This is a genomic window from Pseudomonas sp. PDM25 (genome assembly GCF_019219045.1).
Classification (GTDB): domain Bacteria; phylum Pseudomonadota; class Gammaproteobacteria; order Pseudomonadales; family Pseudomonadaceae; genus Aquipseudomonas.
Window position 1 is genome coordinate 408711 of sequence record NZ_JAHUWL010000005.1, and the last position, 18861, is coordinate 427571.

Below are 18861 nucleotides of genomic sequence, written 5' to 3' on the forward strand. Positions count from 1 at the left end.
TGCTCTCCTACCTATGGCTAAATTAATCGGCATCATCGTCGTATTCGCGAGCGTGCTCGGCGGATACGTGCTCTCCCACGGCAAAATTGCCGCCCTGATTCAGCCCTTCGAGGTGATGATTATTGGTGGTGCGGCCCTCGGTGCATTCCTGCAGGCCAACCCCGGTTACATGACCATGCACGTGCTCAAGAAATCCTTGGGCATGTTCAGTTCGCGTTTCAACCACACTTTTTATCTGGAAGTGCTGGGCCTGATCTACGAGATCCTCAACAAGAGCCGCCGCGAAGGCATGATGGCTATCGAGGGCGACATTGAAGACGCCGCTGCGAGCCCGATCTTCGCCAAATACCCTGCGGTATTAAAAGACGAACGCATGACCGCGTTCATCTGCGATTACCTGCGCATCATGTCCTCCGGCAACATGGCGCCCCATGAGCTTGAAGGCCTGTTCGACATGGAGCTTTACAGTCTCAAGGAAGACCTCGAGCATCCATCCCACGCGGTGAACGGCATTGCCGACGCCATGCCTGGTTTCGGTATCGTCGCGGCGGTACTCGGTATCGTGGTGACCATGGCTTCCCTGGGTGAAGGCGATCAGAAATCCATCGGCCTGCACGTCGGTGCGGCCCTCGTCGGTACCTTCTTCGGTATTCTCGCGGCGTATGGTTTCTTTGGTCCGCTGGCTCACTCCCTGGCCCACGATGCCAAGGAAGAACTCAACATCTACGAAGCCATCAAGGCCTCGCTGGTCGCTTCGGCTTCCGGCATGCCGCCATCGCTGGCGGTAGAGTTCGGTCGTAAAGTTCTGTACCCGGCGCACCGTCCTAGCTTTGCTGAGCTGGAACAAGCGGTCCGCGGACGTTAAGTCATGGAAAATAACCAGCCGATAATCATCAAGCGCGTCAAGCGCATCGCCGGCGGGCATCACGGGGGCGCCTGGAAAATCGCCTTCGCGGACTTCGCGACGGCGATGATGGCGTTCTTCCTGGTGCTGTGGCTGCTGTCGACCGCAACGCCTGAACAGAAGATCGCCATCGCCGGATACTTCAAGGACCCGGTCGGCTTTTCCGAAAGCGGCACGCCGTACATCATCGACCTGGGCGGCACACCGACCCTGGCGCCGGAGAACACCCTCAACCCCGAGGTGAAATCCCAGCCGCAGCCAGACAAGGTGACCATCGACGCCGAGCAGGTTGAAGGCATGGCCGAGCAGGTCGAGAAGGAGCGTCTCGAACTGTTGCTGCAAGAACTGCAGACCAAGGTCGAAGAGAACCCGCAGCTGAAGAAATTCAAAGACCAAATCAGTTTCGAAATCACGCCGGACGGTTTGCGCATCCAGATCGTGGACGCCGAAAACCGGCCGATGTTCGACTCAGGCTCAGCTCGTCTGAAACCGTACTTCGAAGACATCCTGCTGGCCATGGCCGACACCATCAAAGCAGTGCCGAACAAGATCAGCATCAGCGGCCACACCGATGCCAAGCCGTACACGGGCACCGGTGACTTTGGTAACTGGGAGCTTTCGGCCAACCGTGCCAACGCTGCCCGTCGTGCGCTGGTCGCCGGCAGCTATCCGGATGCGCAGGTGGCGCGCGTCGTCGGTTATGCCTCATCGGCGTTGTTCGATCGCGAGCACCCGTTCAATCCGATCAATCGCCGTATCGACATTATTGTGCTGACCAAGAAAGCCCAGCGTGCCATCGAAGGTTCGCAAGGGGCGGAACCGGCTCCAGAAACAACGCCGGCGCAAGGGCAGGGCGGCCCGGGCGAAGTGCCCGCCAAGCCAGCCGACCCGAACGCGTTACCGGCAGATAAAGAGCCGTTGCCGGCGCATGAGCTTCGTGAACGGTTGAATTTGTTCGACAACCCGGCACCGAAACCGGGTGAACCGCCCAAGCAGTGAGCCATGAAAAAGCCGACAGTGATGTCGGCTTTTTTTGCGGCTTTCACTGGTTTGGAAGCCACTTCATTTTCAGCGTGGGCACGGTCCCTGTGGGAGCGGGCTTGCTCGCGAAGGGGTCATCAGCTTCAACATCAATGTTGACTGACCTACCGCTTTCGCGAGCAAGCTCGCTCACAGGTTTCGTACCGGCTTAGTAACTGGTCTCCGGCAAACTCGCGATGATCGAGCGATAGCTGTTCATCCGCTGCTGCTGCACGCGACCCTCCTCCAAGGCCTTGAGCAACGCGCAACCCGGCTCGCGGTCGTGCTTGCAGTCGCGGAAGCGGCAGGTGCCGATCAAGTCGTTGAACTCGATGAAGCCGGCTTCGACGTCGGCACGGCTGACGTGGCCCAGGCCGAATTCGCGGATACCCGGGGAGTCGATCAACTCACCGCCGCCGGGGAAGTGGAACAACCGCGCGGTCGTGGTGGTGTGAGTGCCCTGGCCGGACAACTCGGACAGCGGGCCGACACGGGCTTCGACTTCAGGCAACAGGCTGTTGACCAGCGAGGATTTGCCGACGCCGGACTGGCCGACGAACACACTGATGCGTCCGTCCAGCTGTTCTTGCAGTTGCTCCATGCCGTTGCCGTGGTGCGCCGAGACTTCCAGCACCGGGTAACCCAGCGTGCGGTAAACCGCCAGCAAGGCATTCAGCGCGGGGGCGTTCTGCTCGTCGATCAGGTCGAACTTGTTGAGCAGCAGCAGCGGACGAATCCCTGCGTGCTCAGCAGCGACCAGATAACGGTCGATCAAGTTGGCATGAGGCTCGGGCAGCGGCGCGAAGACGATGACGATCATGTCGACGTTAGCGGCTACAGGCTTGAGCTGGCCACGGCTGTCCGGACGGCAGAGTTCGGTTTTACGCGGCAGTTGCGCCACGATCACACCGATGCCCTGGTTGCCGGCACGCCAGACCACCTGATCGCCGGTCACCAGCGCCGGCAGGTTGGCGCGCAAGTGACAACGGAATACCTGGCCGGCCAGATCGCCATCGAGGGCTTCGACTTCGACCTGCACACCGAAGTGCGCGATCACCAGGCCGGTCTGTTCCGGACCCAGATCGCCACCCTCAAGTGCCTCGACAGCCGAGGACTCGCGTTTGGCGGCGCGGGCAGCGCGTTCGCCCTGAATCTTTTCGATGCGCCAGTTTTGACGACGATTGAGTTGGCGTTTGGCCATGGGTGTTCCGTATCAAGAATGCAGCGATTAGGTAAAACGGCCGCGAGTTTAGCACGCCCGGCCGCCGCCCTAGGCTAAACTGCGCAGCATTGCCTAGGAGCCGACACATGCAAAACCCGCAGAATCTGATCTGGATCGACCTGGAAATGACCGGTCTGAACCCTGATACCGACGTCATCATCGAAATGGCCACCATCGTCACCGACAGTGACCTGAACACTTTGGCCGAAGGTCCGGTGATCGCTATCCATCACAGCGACGAAATTCTCGCTGGCATGGACGAGTGGAATACCCGTCAACACGGCGGCTCCGGGCTGACCCAGCGCGTTCGCGACAGCCGCATCAGCATGGCCGAAGCAGAAGCTGAAACCATCGCTTTCCTGGAAAAATGGGTGCCGAAGGGCAAGTCGCCGATCTGTGGCAACAGTATCTGCCAGGACCGTCGCTTCCTTTATACGCACATGAAATCCCTGGAAAGCTTCTTCCATTACCGCAACCTTGACGTGTCGACTCTGAAAGAGTTGGCCGCACGCTGGGCGCCGGACGTGCGCGACAGCTTCAAAAAGGGCAGCACTCACCTGGCCCTGGACGATATTCGCGAATCGATCGCCGAGCTGCAGCACTATCGCAAGAACTTCATCAAGTTCTGATGCAGAGCAGCGAAGGCCTTTGTGGTGAGGAGGCTTTCTGTGGTGAGGGGGCTTTCTGTGGCGAGGGGATTTATCGAAACGTCGCACCGCCCCGTTCGGCTGCGAAGCAGTCGTAAAACCGGCGAATGCGTTGCCACTGAAAGAATGCAGGGGAGCGCTTCGCACTCCAACGGGGATAAATCCCCTCGCCACAGGTCTCAGTGTCTGTTTTGCCCTCTTTTGGTGCCGGGACTAAATGGCTAGACTGCGCGCCTTCTTGCAAGGACCGCCACCATGTTGCTGATGCTTTACCTGATTGCCATTACCGCCGAAGCCATGACCGGTGCCCTGTCTGCCGGCCGTCGCGGGATGGATTGGTTTGGCGTAGTGCTGATTGCCTGCGTCACGGCTTTGGGCGGCGGTTCGGTGCGTGACGTGCTGCTTGGCCATTACCCGCTGACGTGGGTCAAACACCCGGAATACCTGGTGCTAACCTCGGTGGCGGCGATGTTCACGGTCTTCGCCGCACGCTGGATGCGCCATCTGCGCTCACTGTTTCTGGTGCTCGATGCTGTGGGCCTGGTGGCATTCACCCTGATCGGCTGCATGACCGCGCTGGAAATGGGCCACGGCATGCTCGTCGCGTCCGTCAGCGGTGTGATCACCGGGGTTTTCGGCGGCATCCTGCGCGACATTTTCTGCAACGACATCCCGCTGATCTTCCGCCGCGAACTCTACGCCAGCGTCTCGTTCGCAGCGGCGTGGTGCTACATGCTCTGCATTTACCTGCAATTGCCGGGTGAACAGGCGATTTTGATCACGCTGTTTGGCGGCTTCCTGCTGCGGTTGCTGGCGATCCGGTTTCATTGGGAAATGCCGAAGTTTGTTTATAACGACGAGGCTTGAACGAAGATTGCTAGTCCTGGCGGTTTGCTCTTAATAGGGTAATTCGACTTCAAATGGGGTAGTTCATCATCAAATTACCCCATTTGTTAAGGGCGAGATCCTTCGTTGCCAGCGCGCTGGTCATGTTGCTTCAACGCCCACTCCACATGCTCTCGCACCAACTCTGACGGATAATCCCTACGAGCCTTCAACGCTTCCAGCACTGGAATGCTCGACGGAGCATTGCCCAGGCCAACCGCCAGGTTTCGCAGCCAACGCTCATAACCCGCCCGCCGCAGCGGCGAACCTTCAGTGCTGCTGAGAAACTTCTCCTCATCCCACATGAACAGCTCTGCCAACTCCGCGTTGTCCAGATTGTGCCGTGGCTTGAAGTCGCTTTCGCCGGACGGACGGGCGAAGCGGTTCCACGGGCAGACAATCTGGCAGTCATCACAGCCAAATACCCGATTGCCGATCAGTGGCCGCAAATCTTCCGGGATCGCGCTTTTCAGTTCGATGGTCAGGTAGGAGATGCAGCGTCGGGCATCCAGCATGTACGGGCCGACGAAGGCGTTGGTCGGGCAGATGTCGAGGCATGCGGTGCAACGGCCGCAATGTTCGGTAGCGTGAGGCGGGTCAACCGGCAGCGGCAGGTCGACGAACAGTTCGCTGAGAAAGAAGTAACTGCCGGCCTTGCGATTCAAGACCAGGGTGTTTTTGCCGATCCATCCCAGACCGGCCTGTTCCGCGATGGCTTTTTCCAGCACCGGCGCGCTGTCGACGAAGGCGCGGAAACCAAACGGGCCGATTTCGGCCTGGATTTTATCGGCCAGTTGTTGCACGCGTTTACGGATCAATTTGTGGTAATCGCGGCCCAAGGCATAACGCGAGACGTAGGCTTTTGCAGGTTGTGCCAGGCGTTTGGCCATTTCGGTGTCGCCCGGCAGGTAGTCCATGCGCAGGGAAACCACCCGAAGCGTGCCGGGCACCAGCTCTTCCGGGTGTGAGCGTTTGCTGCCGTGAGCGCCCATGTAGTCCATTTCGCCGTGGTAGCCGGCCGCGAGCCAGCGTTCCAGGTGCTGCTCATGCTCGGCCAGGTCGAGGCCGCTGATGCCGACTTGCTGAAAGCCCAGCTCGCGGCCCCAGTCCTTGATGGATTGGGCGAGGGCGGACAGGTCTGTGGTAATTGCGGGCATGAGGCGAGAGAAACCGGAGCTGAGGTGCGTATAATTCTGCCAGACATCGGAGCCCGAAGACGCATGCCGCAGACTAAAGATGATTTACCCGACGCGCTGTATAGCGCCGCGCAAGTGCGAGCCCTCGATGCGAGCCTCATCGCGGCCGGCACACCGGGCTTCGAATTGATGCAGCGCGCGGCGCGGGCGACCTGGCGTGCGCTGGTCCGCCATTGGCCGTCGGCGAATGAATTGAGTGTCATGGCCGGTCATGGCAATAACGCTGGCGACGGTTATCTGGTGGCCGTACTGGCCCGACGTGCCGGCTGGCATGTGCGGGTGTTGGCGGTCGGTGATCCCAAGCGTTTACAGGGTGATGCGGCATCAGCCCATGCCGAGGCCGTGTCCGAAGGTGTCGCGGTTCAAGCCTGGAGCGCACAGTCTGAGTTGCGCGGTATCGTGCTGGATGCCTTGCTCGGCACCGGCCTGACGGGTGAGGTGCGAGCACCCTACGGGGGCGCCATTGCGGCGATCAACGGCAGCGGGCTGCCGGTTGTGGCGGTGGATATCCCTTCGGGGTTGTGCGCTGATACCGGCCGAATACTCGGCGCTGCGGTGCGGGCTGACCTGACGGTGACGTTCATCGGCCTGAAACTGGGTCTGTTCACCGGCGATGCTGCAGACGTGGTCGGCGAGGTGGTGTTCAACGATCTGCAGGCCTCCCCCGAGTCGTTTAACGGCGTCGCCATCAGTGCACGTCGCCTGACGGCCAGTTCGTTGCCGCGTCTGGCGGGCCGGGCTCCAACCTCCCATAAAGGCAAATTCGGCCACGTCCTGCTGATCGGCGGTGATCGCGGCTTTGGTGGCGCCATCCTGCTGAGCGCACAAAGTGCCCTGCGCAGCGGTGCGGGCATGGTGTCCGTGGCGACGCGCAGTGAACATGTTCCGGCCGCGCTGGCGAGAATCCCTGAAGCCATGGTGTTGGGCACTTCGTCGGCCAATCAGCTGATGGAACTGCTGCAAAAGGTTTCCGTGCTGGTTGTCGGCCCAGGCTTGGGTCAGGCTTCCTGGGGGCGCAGCCTTTTGTCGGCGGCTGCCAAGGCGCCGCTGCCGCAAGTCTGGGACGCTGATGCATTGAATCTGCTGGCCGCAGAGCACTTGAGCTTGCCCAAGGACTGCGTGATCACGCCGCATCCAGGCGAAGCGGCGCGCTTGTTGGGGGTGAGCACTGCCGTAGTGCAGGCCGATCGTCCTGCGGCGGCTCGCGCATTGAGCAAAAAATATACAGCTGTCGTGGTGCTCAAAGGCGCCGGCAGCCTGATCGCCAGCCCCGATGGGCGTCTGGCGGTGTGTCATCAGGGCCATCCTGCGATGGCCACCGCCGGTTTGGGTGATGTGCTGGCCGGTCTGGTCGGCGCGTTGCTGGCGCAAGGCATGGAGGCGTTCGACGCCGCCTGCCTGGCCGTCTGGCTGCACGCCAATGCTGGTGCGCAAGAAGGTAAATCGGGCCGTGGGCTGGCGGCCAGTGATCTGATCCCAGCCATTCGTCAGTTGTTGGAGGAGCAAGCACCGTGTCTGAAATAACCCTGTACCTGGCTGATGAAGAGGCGATGACCGCATTTGGCGGGCGCATCGCAAAAACCACTCAAGGGCACGGTCTGATTTTTCTGGAAGGGGACCTGGGGGCGGGGAAAACTACGCTGTCTCGGGGCATCATTCGTGGCTTGGGGCATGTAGGCGCGGTAAAAAGTCCGACCTTCACCCTGGTCGAACCCTACGAGATTGGCGAAATCCGGGCCTTCCATTTCGACCTCTATCGCTTGGTCGACCCTGAGGAACTGGAATACCTCGGTATCCGCGACTACTTCGAAGACGACGCGTTGTGTCTGATCGAATGGCCCGAAAAGGGTGCAGGCTTTTTGCCAAAGCCTGACCTGACCATTACCATTGGCCCGCAAGACAGCGGGCGTTCGCTGAAAATTTTGTCCCAGGGCTCGCGTGGCGAGTCGTGGTGTGCCGCTTTGGCATTGGAAACCAATTAAATGATGGGGTTAGGTATGCGCTTTCGCGCGATGGTAGCTGCCGTAGGATTGTTGTTTTTGGCGGTGACCGTCGACGCTGTGGCCGAGACGAAGGTCAACAGCGTTCGCCTGTGGCGGGCTCCGGACAACACACGACTGGTGTTCGATCTGAGTGGTCCTGTCCAACACAGTGTATTTACCCTGACCGCCCCGGATCGGCTGGTCATCGACATCAATGGCGCGACTCTGGGGGCGCCGCTGAGCGTCAACAGCTCGAACACGCCGATCACCGCCATGCGCTCGGCTCAACGTACGCCAACCGATCTGCGGGTGGTCATCGACCTGAAAAAAGCCGTGACGCCGAAAAGTTTTACCTTGGCGCCAAACGCCCAGTACGGCAATCGCCTGGTGGTCGACTTGTTCGACAACGCCGCCGATGCCGCGCCAATTCCGGCGCCGACCAACGTCGCGACGGTAGCCCCGGTGCCGGTCACTCCGGTAGAGCCTGCGGTGAAGCTGCCGCCAGCTCCGGCCGGCAAGCGCGACATTATTGTGGTCATCGATGCCGGTCACGGCGGCGAAGACCCGGGCGCCTCCGGCTCTCGCGGTCAGCGTGAAAAAGACGTGGTACTGGCCATCGCCCGCGAATTGCAGCGTCAGGTCAACGGCATGAAAGGCTTCCGCGCCGAACTGACCCGCACTGGCGACTATTTCATCCCACTGCGCGGCCGTACCGAAATCGCCCGCAAGAAGGGCGCCGACCTGTTCGTTTCGATCCACGCCGATGCCGCGCCTTCGGCCGCAGCCTTCGGTGCCTCGGTGTTTGCCCTGTCTGATCGCGGTGCTACCTCGGAAACGGCCCGTTGGCTGGCCGACAGCGAAAACCGTTCCGACTTGATCGGTGGTGCCGGCAACGTCAGCCTCGACGACAAGGACCGCATGCTGGCGGGCGTGCTCCTTGACCTGTCGATGACGGCTTCCCTGACTTCTAGTCTGAACGTCGGCCAGAAAGTCCTGAGCAACATCGGCCGTGTCACGCCGCTGCACAAACAGCGCGTGGAGCAGGCCGGGTTCATGGTGCTGAAGTCGCCGGACATTCCATCGATCCTGGTGGAAACCGGGTTCATCTCCAACGCCAACGAAGCGTCCAAGCTTGCCGCCGCGAATCACCAGCAAGCGCTGGCGCGTTCGATCAGCAGCGGCGTGCGCCAGTTCTTCCAGCAGAACCCGCCACCGGGTACCTACATTGCCTGGCTGCGTGATTCCGGCGGGATCGCCCAAGGTCCTCGTGACCATCGCGTGAGCCCCGGCGAGACGCTGGCGATGATTGCCGTGCGATATCAGGTGTCTGCGGCCACGCTGCGCAGCGCCAACAACCTGTCGAGTGATGAGCTCAAGATCGGTCAGCACTTGACCATCCCCGGCACTGAACTGGCGGCCAAAGAATGAACCAGGTGCTGACCAACACGGCTCGCATCGAGCTGCTCAGCCCGCGACTGGCGAACCAGATTGCCGCCGGTGAGGTGGTTGAGCGCCCGGCTTCGGTGATCAAGGAGCTGCTGGAAAACAGCCTCGACTCCGGCGCCAGGCGTATCGATGTCGATGTGGAGCAGGGCGGCGTCAAGCTGCTGCGGGTGCGCGACGATGGCAGCGGCATTTCTGCCGATGACTTGCCGCTGGCCCTGGCGCGACACGCCACCAGCAAAATCCGCAACCTGGAAGACCTCGAGCAGGTCATGAGCCTGGGCTTTCGCGGTGAAGCCCTCGCGTCGATCAGCTCCGTGGCGCGCCTGACCCTGACGTCCCGCACCAAAGAGGCCGATCAAGCCTGGCAGGTCGAAACCGAAGGCCGGGACATGGCGCCTCGCGTGCAGCCAGCGGCCCATCCGGTGGGCACGTCGGTGGAAGTGCGTGACTTGTTTTTCAACACCCCGGCACGCCGCAAGTTTCTGAAAACCGAAAAAACCGAATTCGATCACCTGCAAGAAGTGATCAAGCGTCTGGCGTTGGCGCGTTTTGACGTGGCGTTCCATCTGCGCCACAACGGCAAGACCATCCTCAGCCTGCATGAAGCCCATGACGACGCGGCCCGTGCCCGGCGTGTGGCGGCGATTTGCGGCTCGGGTTTCCTCGAGCAGGCGCTGCCGATCGAGATCGAGCGCAATGGCCTGCATTTGTGGGGCTGGGTCGGCTTGCCGACGTTCAACCGCAGCCAGGCAGACTTGCAGTATTTCTTTGTGAATGGCCGTGCGGTACGCGACAAACTGGTGGCCCACGCGGTGCGTCAGGCCTATCGCGACGTGCTGTTCAACGGCCGGCACCCGACGTTCGTGCTGTTTTTCGAAGTCGATCCGGCAGGCGTTGACGTCAACGTGCACCCGACCAAGCACGAAGTGCGCTTCCGTGACGGGCGCATGGTTCACGATTTCCTCTACGGCACCCTGCACCGCGCCTTGGGCGATGTGCGGCCGGAAGACCATCTGGCCGCGCCTGTCGCGACGGCCATCGTTCGACCTACCGGCATTGATGCTGGCGAGTTCGGGCCACAGGGCGAAATGCGTCTGGCGGCCAATGCCTTGCTGGAACAGCCTCAGGCCCAGCCGTCGTTCAATACGCCGGCCGGCTCGGGCGCGGGTGCCGGTTATCAATATCAGTACTCGCCGCGCCCTCAGTCCGGCGTGCCGGTGGCTGAGGCCCAGGCAGCTTATCGCGAGTTTTTTGCGCCATTGCCAGAAGCCAACGCAGTAGCGCTGCCGGCCGGGCAGGACGACATTCCGCCGCTGGGTTATGCACTGGCGCAGCTCAAAGGCATTTATATTCTTTCGGAAAACGCCCAAGGCCTGGTGCTGGTGGACATGCACGCGGCTCACGAGCGGATCATGTACGAACGCCTGAAAATCGCCATGGCCAGCGAAGGCCTGAGCGGTCAGCCGCTGCTGGTGCCGGAGTCCCTGGCGGTCAGTCAGCGTGAAGCCGATTGCGCCGAAGAACACGTCGCGTGGTTCCAGCGCCTGGGCTTTGAATTGCAGCGTCTGGGCCCGGAATCCCTGGCCATCCGGCAGATCCCGGCACTGCTCAAGCAGGCAGAAGCCAATCGATTGGTCAGTGACGTCCTCGCGGACCTGATGGAATACGGCACCAGCGACCGGATTCAGGCGCACCTGAACGAGCTGCTCGGGACCATGGCTTGCCATGGCGCGATTCGGGCGAATCGACGCCTGGCCCTGCCGGAAATGAACGGTCTGCTGCGGGACATGGAAAATACCGAACGCAGCGGTCAATGCAACCATGGCCGACCGACCTGGACCCAATTGGGCCTGGACGATCTGGACAAACTGTTTTTGCGCGGTCGTTGATGAGCCAGCTCCCTCCTGCGATTTTCCTGATGGGGCCGACCGCCGCCGGCAAGACCGACCTGGCCATCGAACTCACCAAAGTCTTGCCTTGCGAGTTGATCAGCGTCGATTCGGCGCTGGTCTACCGTGGCATGGACATCGGCACCGCCAAGCCTTCAAAAGAGCTTCTCGCTGAATTTCCACACCGGTTGATCGATATTCTCGACCCGGCAGAGAGCTATTCGGCCGCCGATTTCCGTCGTGATGCCCTCCAAGCCATGGCCGAGATCACCGCGCGGGGCAAAATTCCGCTGCTGGTGGGCGGCACAATGCTCTATTACAAGGCTTTGGTTGAAGGTCTGGCAGACATGCCGGCGGCCGATCCGGACGTCCGCGCACAGATCGAAGAAGAAGCTGCACGCCTTGGCTGGCAAGCCTTGCACGATCAATTGGCAGTCATCGATCCGCAATCTGCGGCGCGTATTCATCCGAACGATCCGCAGCGACTTAGTCGAGCACTGGAAGTTTATCGTGTCAGCGGTCAGAGCATGACTGCACTAAGGTTGCAACAATCTGCGCAAAGTACTGAAGCAGCCGCCTCGGGACTGCAACAATTGCCCTATACTGTCGCGAACTTGGCCATTGCTCCGGCAAATCGCCAGGTATTGCACGAGCGAATTAAACAAAGATTCACGAATATGCTGGAACAGGGATTCATTGACGAGGTCGTAGCCCTGCGTAAGCGAAGTGACCTGCATGCCGGGTTGCCGTCTATACGTGCAGTAGGCTACCGACAAGTCTGGGACTACCTGGATGGCAAGCTGACGCAAGCCGAGATGCAGGAGCGTGGAATCATTGCCACGCGCCAATTGGCAAAGCGTCAGTTCACCTGGCTGCGCAGTTGGGCTGATTTGCACTGGTTGGACAGCCTCGATTGCGACAATCTGCCGCGCGCCTTGAAATACCTTGGGACCATCTCCATATTGAGCTGAGTCCTTGCAATTGCCGTCTATCCTTGGGGGTGTGACGGCCACAAGCCATTGTTTACCTATTTTTTATTTTGAATCCTTAAAGGAGTGCGGCACATGTCAAAAGGGCATTCGCTACAAGACCCTTACTTGAATACTTTACGTAAAGAGAAAGTGGGGGTTTCCATCTACCTGGTCAACGGGATCAAGCTGCAAGGCACGATCGAGTCTTTCGACCAGTTCGTTATCCTGCTGAAAAACACCGTCAGCCAGATGGTTTACAAACACGCTATCTCTACAGTGGTGCCGGTTCGTCCAATTCGTCTGCCTAGCGCAACCGAATCCGAAGCAGGTGACGCTGAGCCAGGTAACGCCTGATAGGAGTCTCCTTTGTTCTTTGAGCGCCACGGTGGTGGTGAGCGAGTAATCCTCGTTCACTTGGATGGACAGGACCCTGAGGCGCGCGAAGATCCGCAGGAGTTTCAGGAACTGGCTAATTCGGCGGGCGCCGAGACCGTTGCGTTTTTTAACGTGCCGCGTCATCGGCCAACCGCCAAATTCCTGATTGGCAGCGGCAAGGTCGAGGAACTGCGCGACCTGGTCAAGGCCGAAGAGGCCGATCTGGTGATTTTCAATCACATCCTCACGCCCAGTCAGGAACGTAACCTCGAACGTGTTTTCGAGTGTCGCGTGATCGACCGTACCGGTCTGATTCTCGATATTTTCGCCCAACGCGCCCGTACCCATGAAGGCAAGCTCCAGGTAGAACTGGCCCAGCTTGACCACATGAGCACCCGGCTGGTTCGTGGCTGGACCCACCTTGAACGTCAGGGTGGTGGTATCGGCATGCGTGGCCCGGGTGAAACCCAACTCGAAACCGACCGCCGTTTGCTGCGGGTTCGTCTGCGGCAGATCAAGGGTCGGCTGGAGAAAGTGCGCAGTCAGCGCGAACAGTCGCGACGTGGGCGTATGCGTGCGGATATCCCTACGGTGTCGCTGGTGGGGTATACCAACGCCGGTAAATCCACGCTCTTCAATAACGTGACGAAATCCGACGTTTACGCGGCTGACCAATTGTTTGCCACGTTGGACCCGACCCTGCGCCGTCTGGAGCTGGACGATCTGGGGCCGATTGTCCTGGCGGACACTGTAGGTTTCATTCGCCATTTGCCCCACAAGCTGGTCGAGGCCTTTCGGTCTACCCTCGAAGAGTCGAGCAACTCAGACCTGCTGTTGCACGTGATCGATGCGGCCGAACCCGATCGCATGTTGCAGATCGAGCAGGTGATGGTGGTGCTGGGCGAGATTGGTGCCCAGGACTTGCCGATCCTCGAGGTCTATAACAAACTCGATTTGCTTGAAGGCGTTGAGCCACAAATCCAGCGCGACGAAAACGGCAAACCCCAGCGGGTATGGCTGTCGGCGCGTGATGGCACTGGTCTGGAATTGCTTGAACAAGCCATTGCCGAGTTACTCGGCAGTGATTTGTTTATCGGCACCTTGCGCTTGCCGCAACGTTTTGCTCGACTGCGTGCGCAGTTTTTCGAACTCGGTGCGGTGCAGAAAGAAGAACACGACGAAGAAGGCATCAGCCTGCTGGCCGTTCGCTTGCCGCGGGTCGAGTTGAATCGACTGGTGAGTCGCGAAGGTCTGCAACCGATGGAATTCATCGAACAACACACTTTGCAATAAAAGCCTGAAAAAGCGGTTGTGCCGCGGTGACAGGCATTCTGTAGCATTGGTCGGCGCGCCGTGGGTGCGTCTTTGCTTTATCAGATGGAGAGCGCTATGGCTTGGAATGAGCCGGGTGGCAACTCGAATAATCAGGATCCTTGGGGTGGCAAACGCCGCAATAACGGCGACCGCAAGGGACCACCGGATCTCGACGAGGCCTTCCGAAAGCTGCAGGAAAGCCTGAACGGGTTGTTCGGTGGTGGTAAGAAACGCGGTGATGACGGTGGCGGTTCGGGCAGGAGTGGCGGCTTCGGCGGTCTGCTCGGCATCGGCCTGGTCGTGTTGGCGGCCGTGTGGCTGTACAGCGCGGTCTATGTAGTCGACGAGCAGGAGCAAGCCGTGGTGCTGCGCTTCGGCAAGTACTACGAAACCGTTGGCCCGGGCCTGAACATCTACTTCCCGCCGATCGATCGCAAGTACCTGGAAAACGTCACGCGTGAGCGTGCCTATACCAAGCAGGGTCAAATGCTGACTGAAGACGAGAACATCGTCGAAGTGCCGCTGACCGTGCAGTACAAGATCAGCAACCTGCAGGACTTCGTGCTGAGCGTTGATCAGCCGGAAATCAGCCTGCAGCACGCGACCGAAAGTGCCTTGCGCCATGTGGTGGGTTCCACCGCGATGGACCAGGTGCTGACCGAAGGTCGTGAATTGATGGCCAGCGAAATCAAGGAGCGTCTGCAACGCTTCATGGATACCTATCGCACCGGTATCACCGTCACTCAGGTCAACGTACAGAGCGCAGCCGCACCGCGTGAAGTGCAGGAAGCCTTCGATGACGTGATCCGCGCCCGTGAAGACGAGCAGCGTTCGCGTAACCAGGCTGAAACCTACGCCAACGGTGTCGTGCCGGAAGCCCGTGGTCAGGCCCAGCGCATCATTGAAGATGCCAATGGTTACCGTGACGAAACCGTCTCGCGCGCCAAGGGTGAGGCTGATCGCTTCACCAAGCTGGTGAGCGAGTATCGCAAGGCACCTGAAGTGACCCGTCAGCGTCTGTACCTGGACACCATGCAGGAAGTCTTCAGCAACACCAGCAAGGTTCTCGTGACCGGCAACAAGAATGGCCAGAGCAATCTGCTGTACTTGCCGCTGGACAAGATGGTCGAAGGCGGTCGCAACACCAGCACTTCGGTGACCGGCGCGGCAGCCACCAGCAATGAAGCGAATGTGCGTGCAGCCGATCTGCAGCAACAGCAAGCACGTACCAGGGAGAGTCGCTGATGAGCAATAAATCGCTGATCGCCCTTATTGTCGGCGTCGTCGTGGCGATCGCTGCCTGGAACTGCTTCTACATCGTGGCTCAGACCGAGCGTGCGGTGCTGCTGCAGTTCGGTCGTGTAGTCCAGACTGATGTTCAGCCGGGCCTGCATGTGAAAGTGCCTTACGTTAACCAGGTGCGCAAATTCGACGCACGCCTGATGACGCTGGATGCACCGACACAACGCTTCCTGACGCTGGAAAAGAAAGCCGTCATGGTCGATGCCTACGCCAAGTGGCGCGTGAAAGATGCCGAGCGCTTCTACACCGCGACTTCCGGCCTCAAGCAGATTGCTGACGAGCGTCTTTCCCGTCGTCTGGAGTCGGGCCTGCGTGACCAGTTCGGTAAGCGCACGCTGCATGAAGTGGTTTCCGGTGAGCGTGATGCGCTGATGACCGATATCACGGCTTCGCTGAACAAGATGGCGGAAAAAGAGCTGGGCATCGAAGTTGTCGATGTTCGGGTCAAGGCCATCGATCTGCCGAAGGAAGTGAACCGCAGCGTGTTCGAACGCATGAGTTCCGAGCGTGAGCGTGAAGCTCGCGAGCACCGCGCCAAGGGTAACGAGCTGTCGGAAGGCATTCGTGCCGACGCTGATCGTCAACGCCGCGTGTTGCTGGCTGAAGCCTATCGTGAATCTGAAGAGGTTCGTGGTGATGGTGATGCCCAGGCCGCTGCGATCTACTCCAAGGCCTACGGCCAGGATCAGGAGTTCTACGGTTTCTACCGTAGCCTGCGTGCCTACCGTGAAAGCTTCGCGAACAAATCCGACGTCATGGTCCTGGACCCAAGCAGCGACTTCTTCCGTTACCTGGAAAAAGCCAAGCCTTGATACGTCGTTGACCTGAATCATCCCCCGCCTGGCGGCTAACGCCTCGGGCGGGGTGATCCTTTGGGAAAACGTGTGTATGATGCGGCAGCCGGGAAATTCCCGGCTTTTTTGCGTCTGCACGTTTGATTGCTGTTTTTTATGCAGGCGTCCGAGTTGAAATGACTCGACAGGTTTTTCGAGGAAAGTGGTTGGTGAAGCCGATTTCAGGCTTTTCGCCGCGTCGTTCATGCGCGTTGTTTGTGCGCATGAGCCGATCATTTTCTGCTTCACTCAAGGCTCGCCCAAAGGCTTGCCGCCCGGATCATAGGGGAATGGCGTAATGGCAACGGTAGACCGCTGGCTGCTGCCAGATGGCATCGAAGAAGTACTGCCACCAGAAGCGGCGCGCATTGAAGTCGCGCGTCGTCAGGTGTTGGATCTGTTCCAGAGCTGGGGTTACGAGTTTGTCGTGACTCCCCATATCGAGTACCTGGAATCCCTGCTGACCGGCGCGGGCCAGGACCTCGATCTGCGTACCTTCAAGGTCATCGACCCGCAATCGGGCCGGCAGATGGGGTTCCGTGCCGACATTACGCCGCAAGTGGCGCGCATCGATGCGCACACCTTGCGTCGCGAAGGCCCGAGCCGTCTGTGCTATGCCGGTAGCGTGCTGCACGCTCAACCGCGCGCCTTGTCGTCCTCGCGCAGCCCGATCCAGCTGGGTGCCGAGTTATACGGCGATGCCAGCCCGAGCAGCGACGTGGAAGTCATCAGCCTGATGTTGGCTATGCTGCAACTGGCCGATGTGCCGGATGTGCACATGGACCTCGGTCATGTGGGTATCTACCGCAGCCTGGCTCGCGCCGCCGGTTTGTCCGGTGAAGTCGAGCAACAGTTGTTCGACGCGTTGCAACGTAAGGCCATCGACGAGGTCATTACCTTGACCGAAGGCCTGCCTGCCGATCTGTCGGGCATGTTGCGGGCGCTGGTTGACCTGTGTGGCGGCCGTGAAGTCTTGAGCGCTGCCCGCGAGCGTCTGGCGGATGCGCCGGCGCCAGTACTGGCCGCTCTGGACGACTTGCTGGCGATTGCCGAGCGTCTGTCCACGCGTTTCCCCGAGTTGCCGTTGTATTTCGACCTGGGCGAGTTGCGCGGCTACCACTACCACACCGGTGTGGTGTTCGCGGTGTTCGTACCGGGTGTTGGCCAGTCCATTGCTCAGGGCGGTCGTTACGACGACATCGGTGCCGACTTCGGTCGTGCCCGTCCGGCAACCGGCTTCTCTACCGATTTGAAAACCCTGGTGACCCTGGGGCGTGCTGAGATCGAGTTACCGTCTGGCGGTATCTGGATGCCTGACAGTACGGATGCAGCACTCTGGCAGCAGGTTTGCCAGTTGCGCAGTGAGGGTCAGCGTGTCGTTCAGGCGTTGCCTGGGCAACCTTTGGCCGCCGCCCGTGAAGCGGACTGCGACCGGCAATTGATTCAGCAGAACGGGCTTTGGCAAGTATCGCCACTGGCTTCTTGAGTTTTCCTGTCGGCTGCGGCCGGCACCAAGTTTGCGCGAATGAGGACAAGTGTTATGGGTAAGAATGTCGTAGTCCTGGGCACCCAATGGGGTGATGAGGGCAAAGGCAAGATCGTTGATCTGCTGACCGAACATGCTGCCGCCGTAGTGCGCTACCAGGGTGGCCACAACGCTGGTCACACCCTGGTGATCGATGGCGAAAAAACCGTCTTGCACCTGATCCCGTCGGGCGTGCTGCGCGAAGGCGTGCAGTGCCTGATCGGCAACGGCGTGGTGGTTGCACCCGACGCTCTGCTGCGGGAAATCATCAAGCTGGAAGAGAAAGGCGTACCGGTGCGCGAGCGCCTGCGTATCAGCCCGTCCTGCCCGCTGATCCTGTCCTTCCACGTAGCGCTGGACCAGGCCCGTGAAAAGGCCCGTGGCGAACTGAAGATCGGTACGACCGGTCGCGGCATCGGCCCGGCGTACGAAGACAAGGTTGCACGGCGTGGCCTGCGTGTGGGCGACCTGCTCAACATGCCGCGCTTTGAAGACAAGCTGCGCGAACTGGTGGACTACCACAACTTCATGCTGGTGGGTTACTACAAAGAGCCTGCCATCGAGTTCGAAAAAACCCTGGCCGAGTGCAAAGAATACGCTGAACTGCTCAAGCCGCTGATGCTGGACGTGACGGCCGAGCTCCACGACCTGCGTCGCGCTGGCAAAGACATCATGTTCGAAGGCGCCCAAGGTTCGTTGCTCGACATCGACCACGGTACCTATCCGTACGTGACCAGCTCCAACACCACCGCTGGTGGCGTGGCGACAGGTTCGGGCGTTGGTCCGATGTTCCTGGATTACATTCTGGGCATCACCAAGGCTTACACCACTCGCGTAGGTTCGGGTCCATTCCCGACTGAGCTGTTTGACGAAGTGGGTGCTCACCTGGCCAAACAAGGTCACGAGTTCGGCGCTACCACCGGCCGTGCCCGTCGTTGCGGCTGGTTCGACGCCGTTATCCTGCGTCGTGCTATCGATGTGAACAGCATCTCGGGCATCTGCCTGACCAAGCTCGACGTGCTCGACGGCCTCGAAACCATCAACATCTGCGTCGGCTACAAAGATGCGCAAGGCAATGCCGTTGCCCCGACTGATGCTGACAGCTACGTGGGCCTGCAGCCTGTGTACGAAGAAGTGCCGGGCTGGACCGAGTCGACTGTGGGTGCCAAAACCATGGAAGAGCTGCCAGCTAACGCCCGTGCTTACATCAAGCGCGTCGAAGAGCTGATCGGTGCGCCGATCGACATTATTTCGACGGGCCCGGACCGCAACGAAACCATCGTTTTGCGTCATCCGTTCGCTTAATAAGTCGTTGATGTAAAACACAAAGGCCCCTCATTTGGGGCCTTT

17 protein-coding genes are annotated in these 18861 nt (G+C 60.0%); 15 read left to right on the top strand and 2 right to left on the bottom strand.

Translation table 11 applies throughout. The features are described from left to right. The first annotated feature begins 13 nt into the window (after positions 1-13). Both motA and motB read left to right on the top strand, forming a co-directional pair. Complete coding sequence (gene motA / locus KW848_RS12140; RefSeq protein ID WP_111449276.1) at positions 14-865, top strand: flagellar motor stator protein MotA; 852 nt, start codon at positions 14-16, stop codon at positions 863-865. A 3-nt stretch (positions 866-868) separates the two neighbouring features. Next, the gene (motB, locus tag KW848_RS12145) at positions 869-1903 is read left to right on the top strand and encodes a flagellar motor protein MotB (RefSeq protein ID WP_218536958.1); all 1035 of its coding nucleotides are present in this window, start codon (positions 869-871) and stop codon (positions 1901-1903) included. 190 nt (positions 1904-2093) lie between these two features. Here the strand turns inward: motB and rsgA are convergent, their stop codons facing one another. Then, entirely contained in the window at positions 2094-3125 is a 1032-nt protein-coding gene (gene rsgA, locus KW848_RS12150; protein ID WP_008153263.1) for a small ribosomal subunit biogenesis GTPase RsgA, read from the bottom strand. A gap of 107 nt (positions 3126-3232) precedes the next feature. On the opposite strand from rsgA, the gene orn reads away from it, so the two are divergent. Both orn and KW848_RS12160 read left to right on the top strand, forming a co-directional pair. Further along, positions 3233-3775 carry an oligoribonuclease gene (gene orn, locus KW848_RS12155; RefSeq protein ID WP_008153265.1) on the top strand — a complete coding sequence of 181 codons (543 nt, stop codon included), beginning with the start codon at positions 3233-3235 and terminating at the stop codon, positions 3773-3775. Positions 3776-4048: 273 nt separating this feature from the next. Beyond that, entirely contained in the window at positions 4049-4660 is a 612-nt protein-coding gene (locus tag KW848_RS12160) for a trimeric intracellular cation channel family protein (protein WP_008153267.1), read from the top strand. A gap of 86 nt (positions 4661-4746) precedes the next feature. On the opposite strand, the gene queG is transcribed toward KW848_RS12160, so the two are convergent. Beyond that, positions 4747-5835 (bottom strand): tRNA epoxyqueuosine(34) reductase QueG, encoded by a 1089-nt coding sequence (gene queG / locus KW848_RS12165; RefSeq protein ID WP_218536959.1) that lies wholly within the window; start codon positions 5833-5835, stop codon positions 4747-4749. 63 nt (positions 5836-5898) lie between these two features. On the opposite strand from queG, the gene KW848_RS12170 reads away from it, so the two are divergent. The 11 genes from KW848_RS12170 (at position 5899) to KW848_RS12220 (ending at position 18816) form a co-directional block, all read left to right on the top strand. Continuing rightward, on the top strand, positions 5899-7398 hold the full coding sequence (locus KW848_RS12170) for an NAD(P)H-hydrate dehydratase (protein WP_218536960.1): 1500 nt from the start codon (positions 5899-5901) through the stop codon (positions 7396-7398). Then, on the top strand, positions 7386-7856 hold the full coding sequence (tsaE, locus tag KW848_RS12175; RefSeq protein WP_218536961.1) for a tRNA (adenosine(37)-N6)-threonylcarbamoyltransferase complex ATPase subunit type 1 TsaE: 471 nt from the start codon (positions 7386-7388) through the stop codon (positions 7854-7856). Before KW848_RS12170 ends, tsaE begins: the two co-directional genes overlap by 13 nt. Beyond that, positions 7857-9284, top strand: a complete 1428-nt coding sequence (locus tag KW848_RS12180; RefSeq protein ID WP_305729596.1) for an N-acetylmuramoyl-L-alanine amidase — start codon at positions 7857-7859, stop codon at positions 9282-9284. Continuing rightward, positions 9281-11191 carry a DNA mismatch repair endonuclease MutL gene (mutL, locus tag KW848_RS12185; RefSeq protein WP_111449261.1) on the top strand — a complete coding sequence of 637 codons (1911 nt, stop codon included), beginning with the start codon at positions 9281-9283 and terminating at the stop codon, positions 11189-11191. The genes KW848_RS12180 and mutL overlap by 4 nt, the downstream gene beginning before the upstream one ends. Beyond that, positions 11191-12162, top strand: a complete 972-nt coding sequence (miaA, locus tag KW848_RS12190; RefSeq protein WP_218536962.1) for a tRNA (adenosine(37)-N6)-dimethylallyltransferase MiaA — start codon at positions 11191-11193, stop codon at positions 12160-12162. The genes mutL and miaA overlap by 1 nt, the downstream gene beginning before the upstream one ends. A 93-nt stretch (positions 12163-12255) precedes the next feature. Further along, positions 12256-12516, top strand: coding sequence for an RNA chaperone Hfq (gene hfq, locus KW848_RS12195; protein ID WP_007902656.1), 261 nt, complete (start codon positions 12256-12258; stop codon positions 12514-12516). 12 nt (positions 12517-12528) lie between these two features. Further along, a complete protein-coding gene (gene hflX / locus KW848_RS12200; protein ID WP_111449259.1) occupies positions 12529-13830 on the top strand; it encodes a ribosome rescue GTPase HflX in 1302 nt (433 codons plus the stop codon). Positions 13831-13926: 96 nt separating this feature from the next. Continuing rightward, positions 13927-15096, top strand: a complete 1170-nt coding sequence (hflK, locus tag KW848_RS12205; protein WP_008156982.1) for an FtsH protease activity modulator HflK — start codon at positions 13927-13929, stop codon at positions 15094-15096. After that, complete coding sequence (gene hflC / locus KW848_RS12210; protein ID WP_008156983.1) at positions 15096-15965, top strand: protease modulator HflC; 870 nt, start codon at positions 15096-15098, stop codon at positions 15963-15965. The genes hflK and hflC overlap by 1 nt, the downstream gene beginning before the upstream one ends. Before the next feature lie 319 nt (positions 15966-16284). Beyond that, positions 16285-17472 (top strand): ATP phosphoribosyltransferase regulatory subunit, encoded by a 1188-nt coding sequence (locus KW848_RS12215; RefSeq protein WP_111449258.1) that lies wholly within the window; start codon positions 16285-16287, stop codon positions 17470-17472. Between the two features lie 54 nt (positions 17473-17526). Further along, positions 17527-18816, top strand: coding sequence for an adenylosuccinate synthase (locus KW848_RS12220; protein ID WP_074873214.1), 1290 nt, complete (start codon positions 17527-17529; stop codon positions 18814-18816). Positions 18817-18861: the final 45 nt, after the last annotated feature.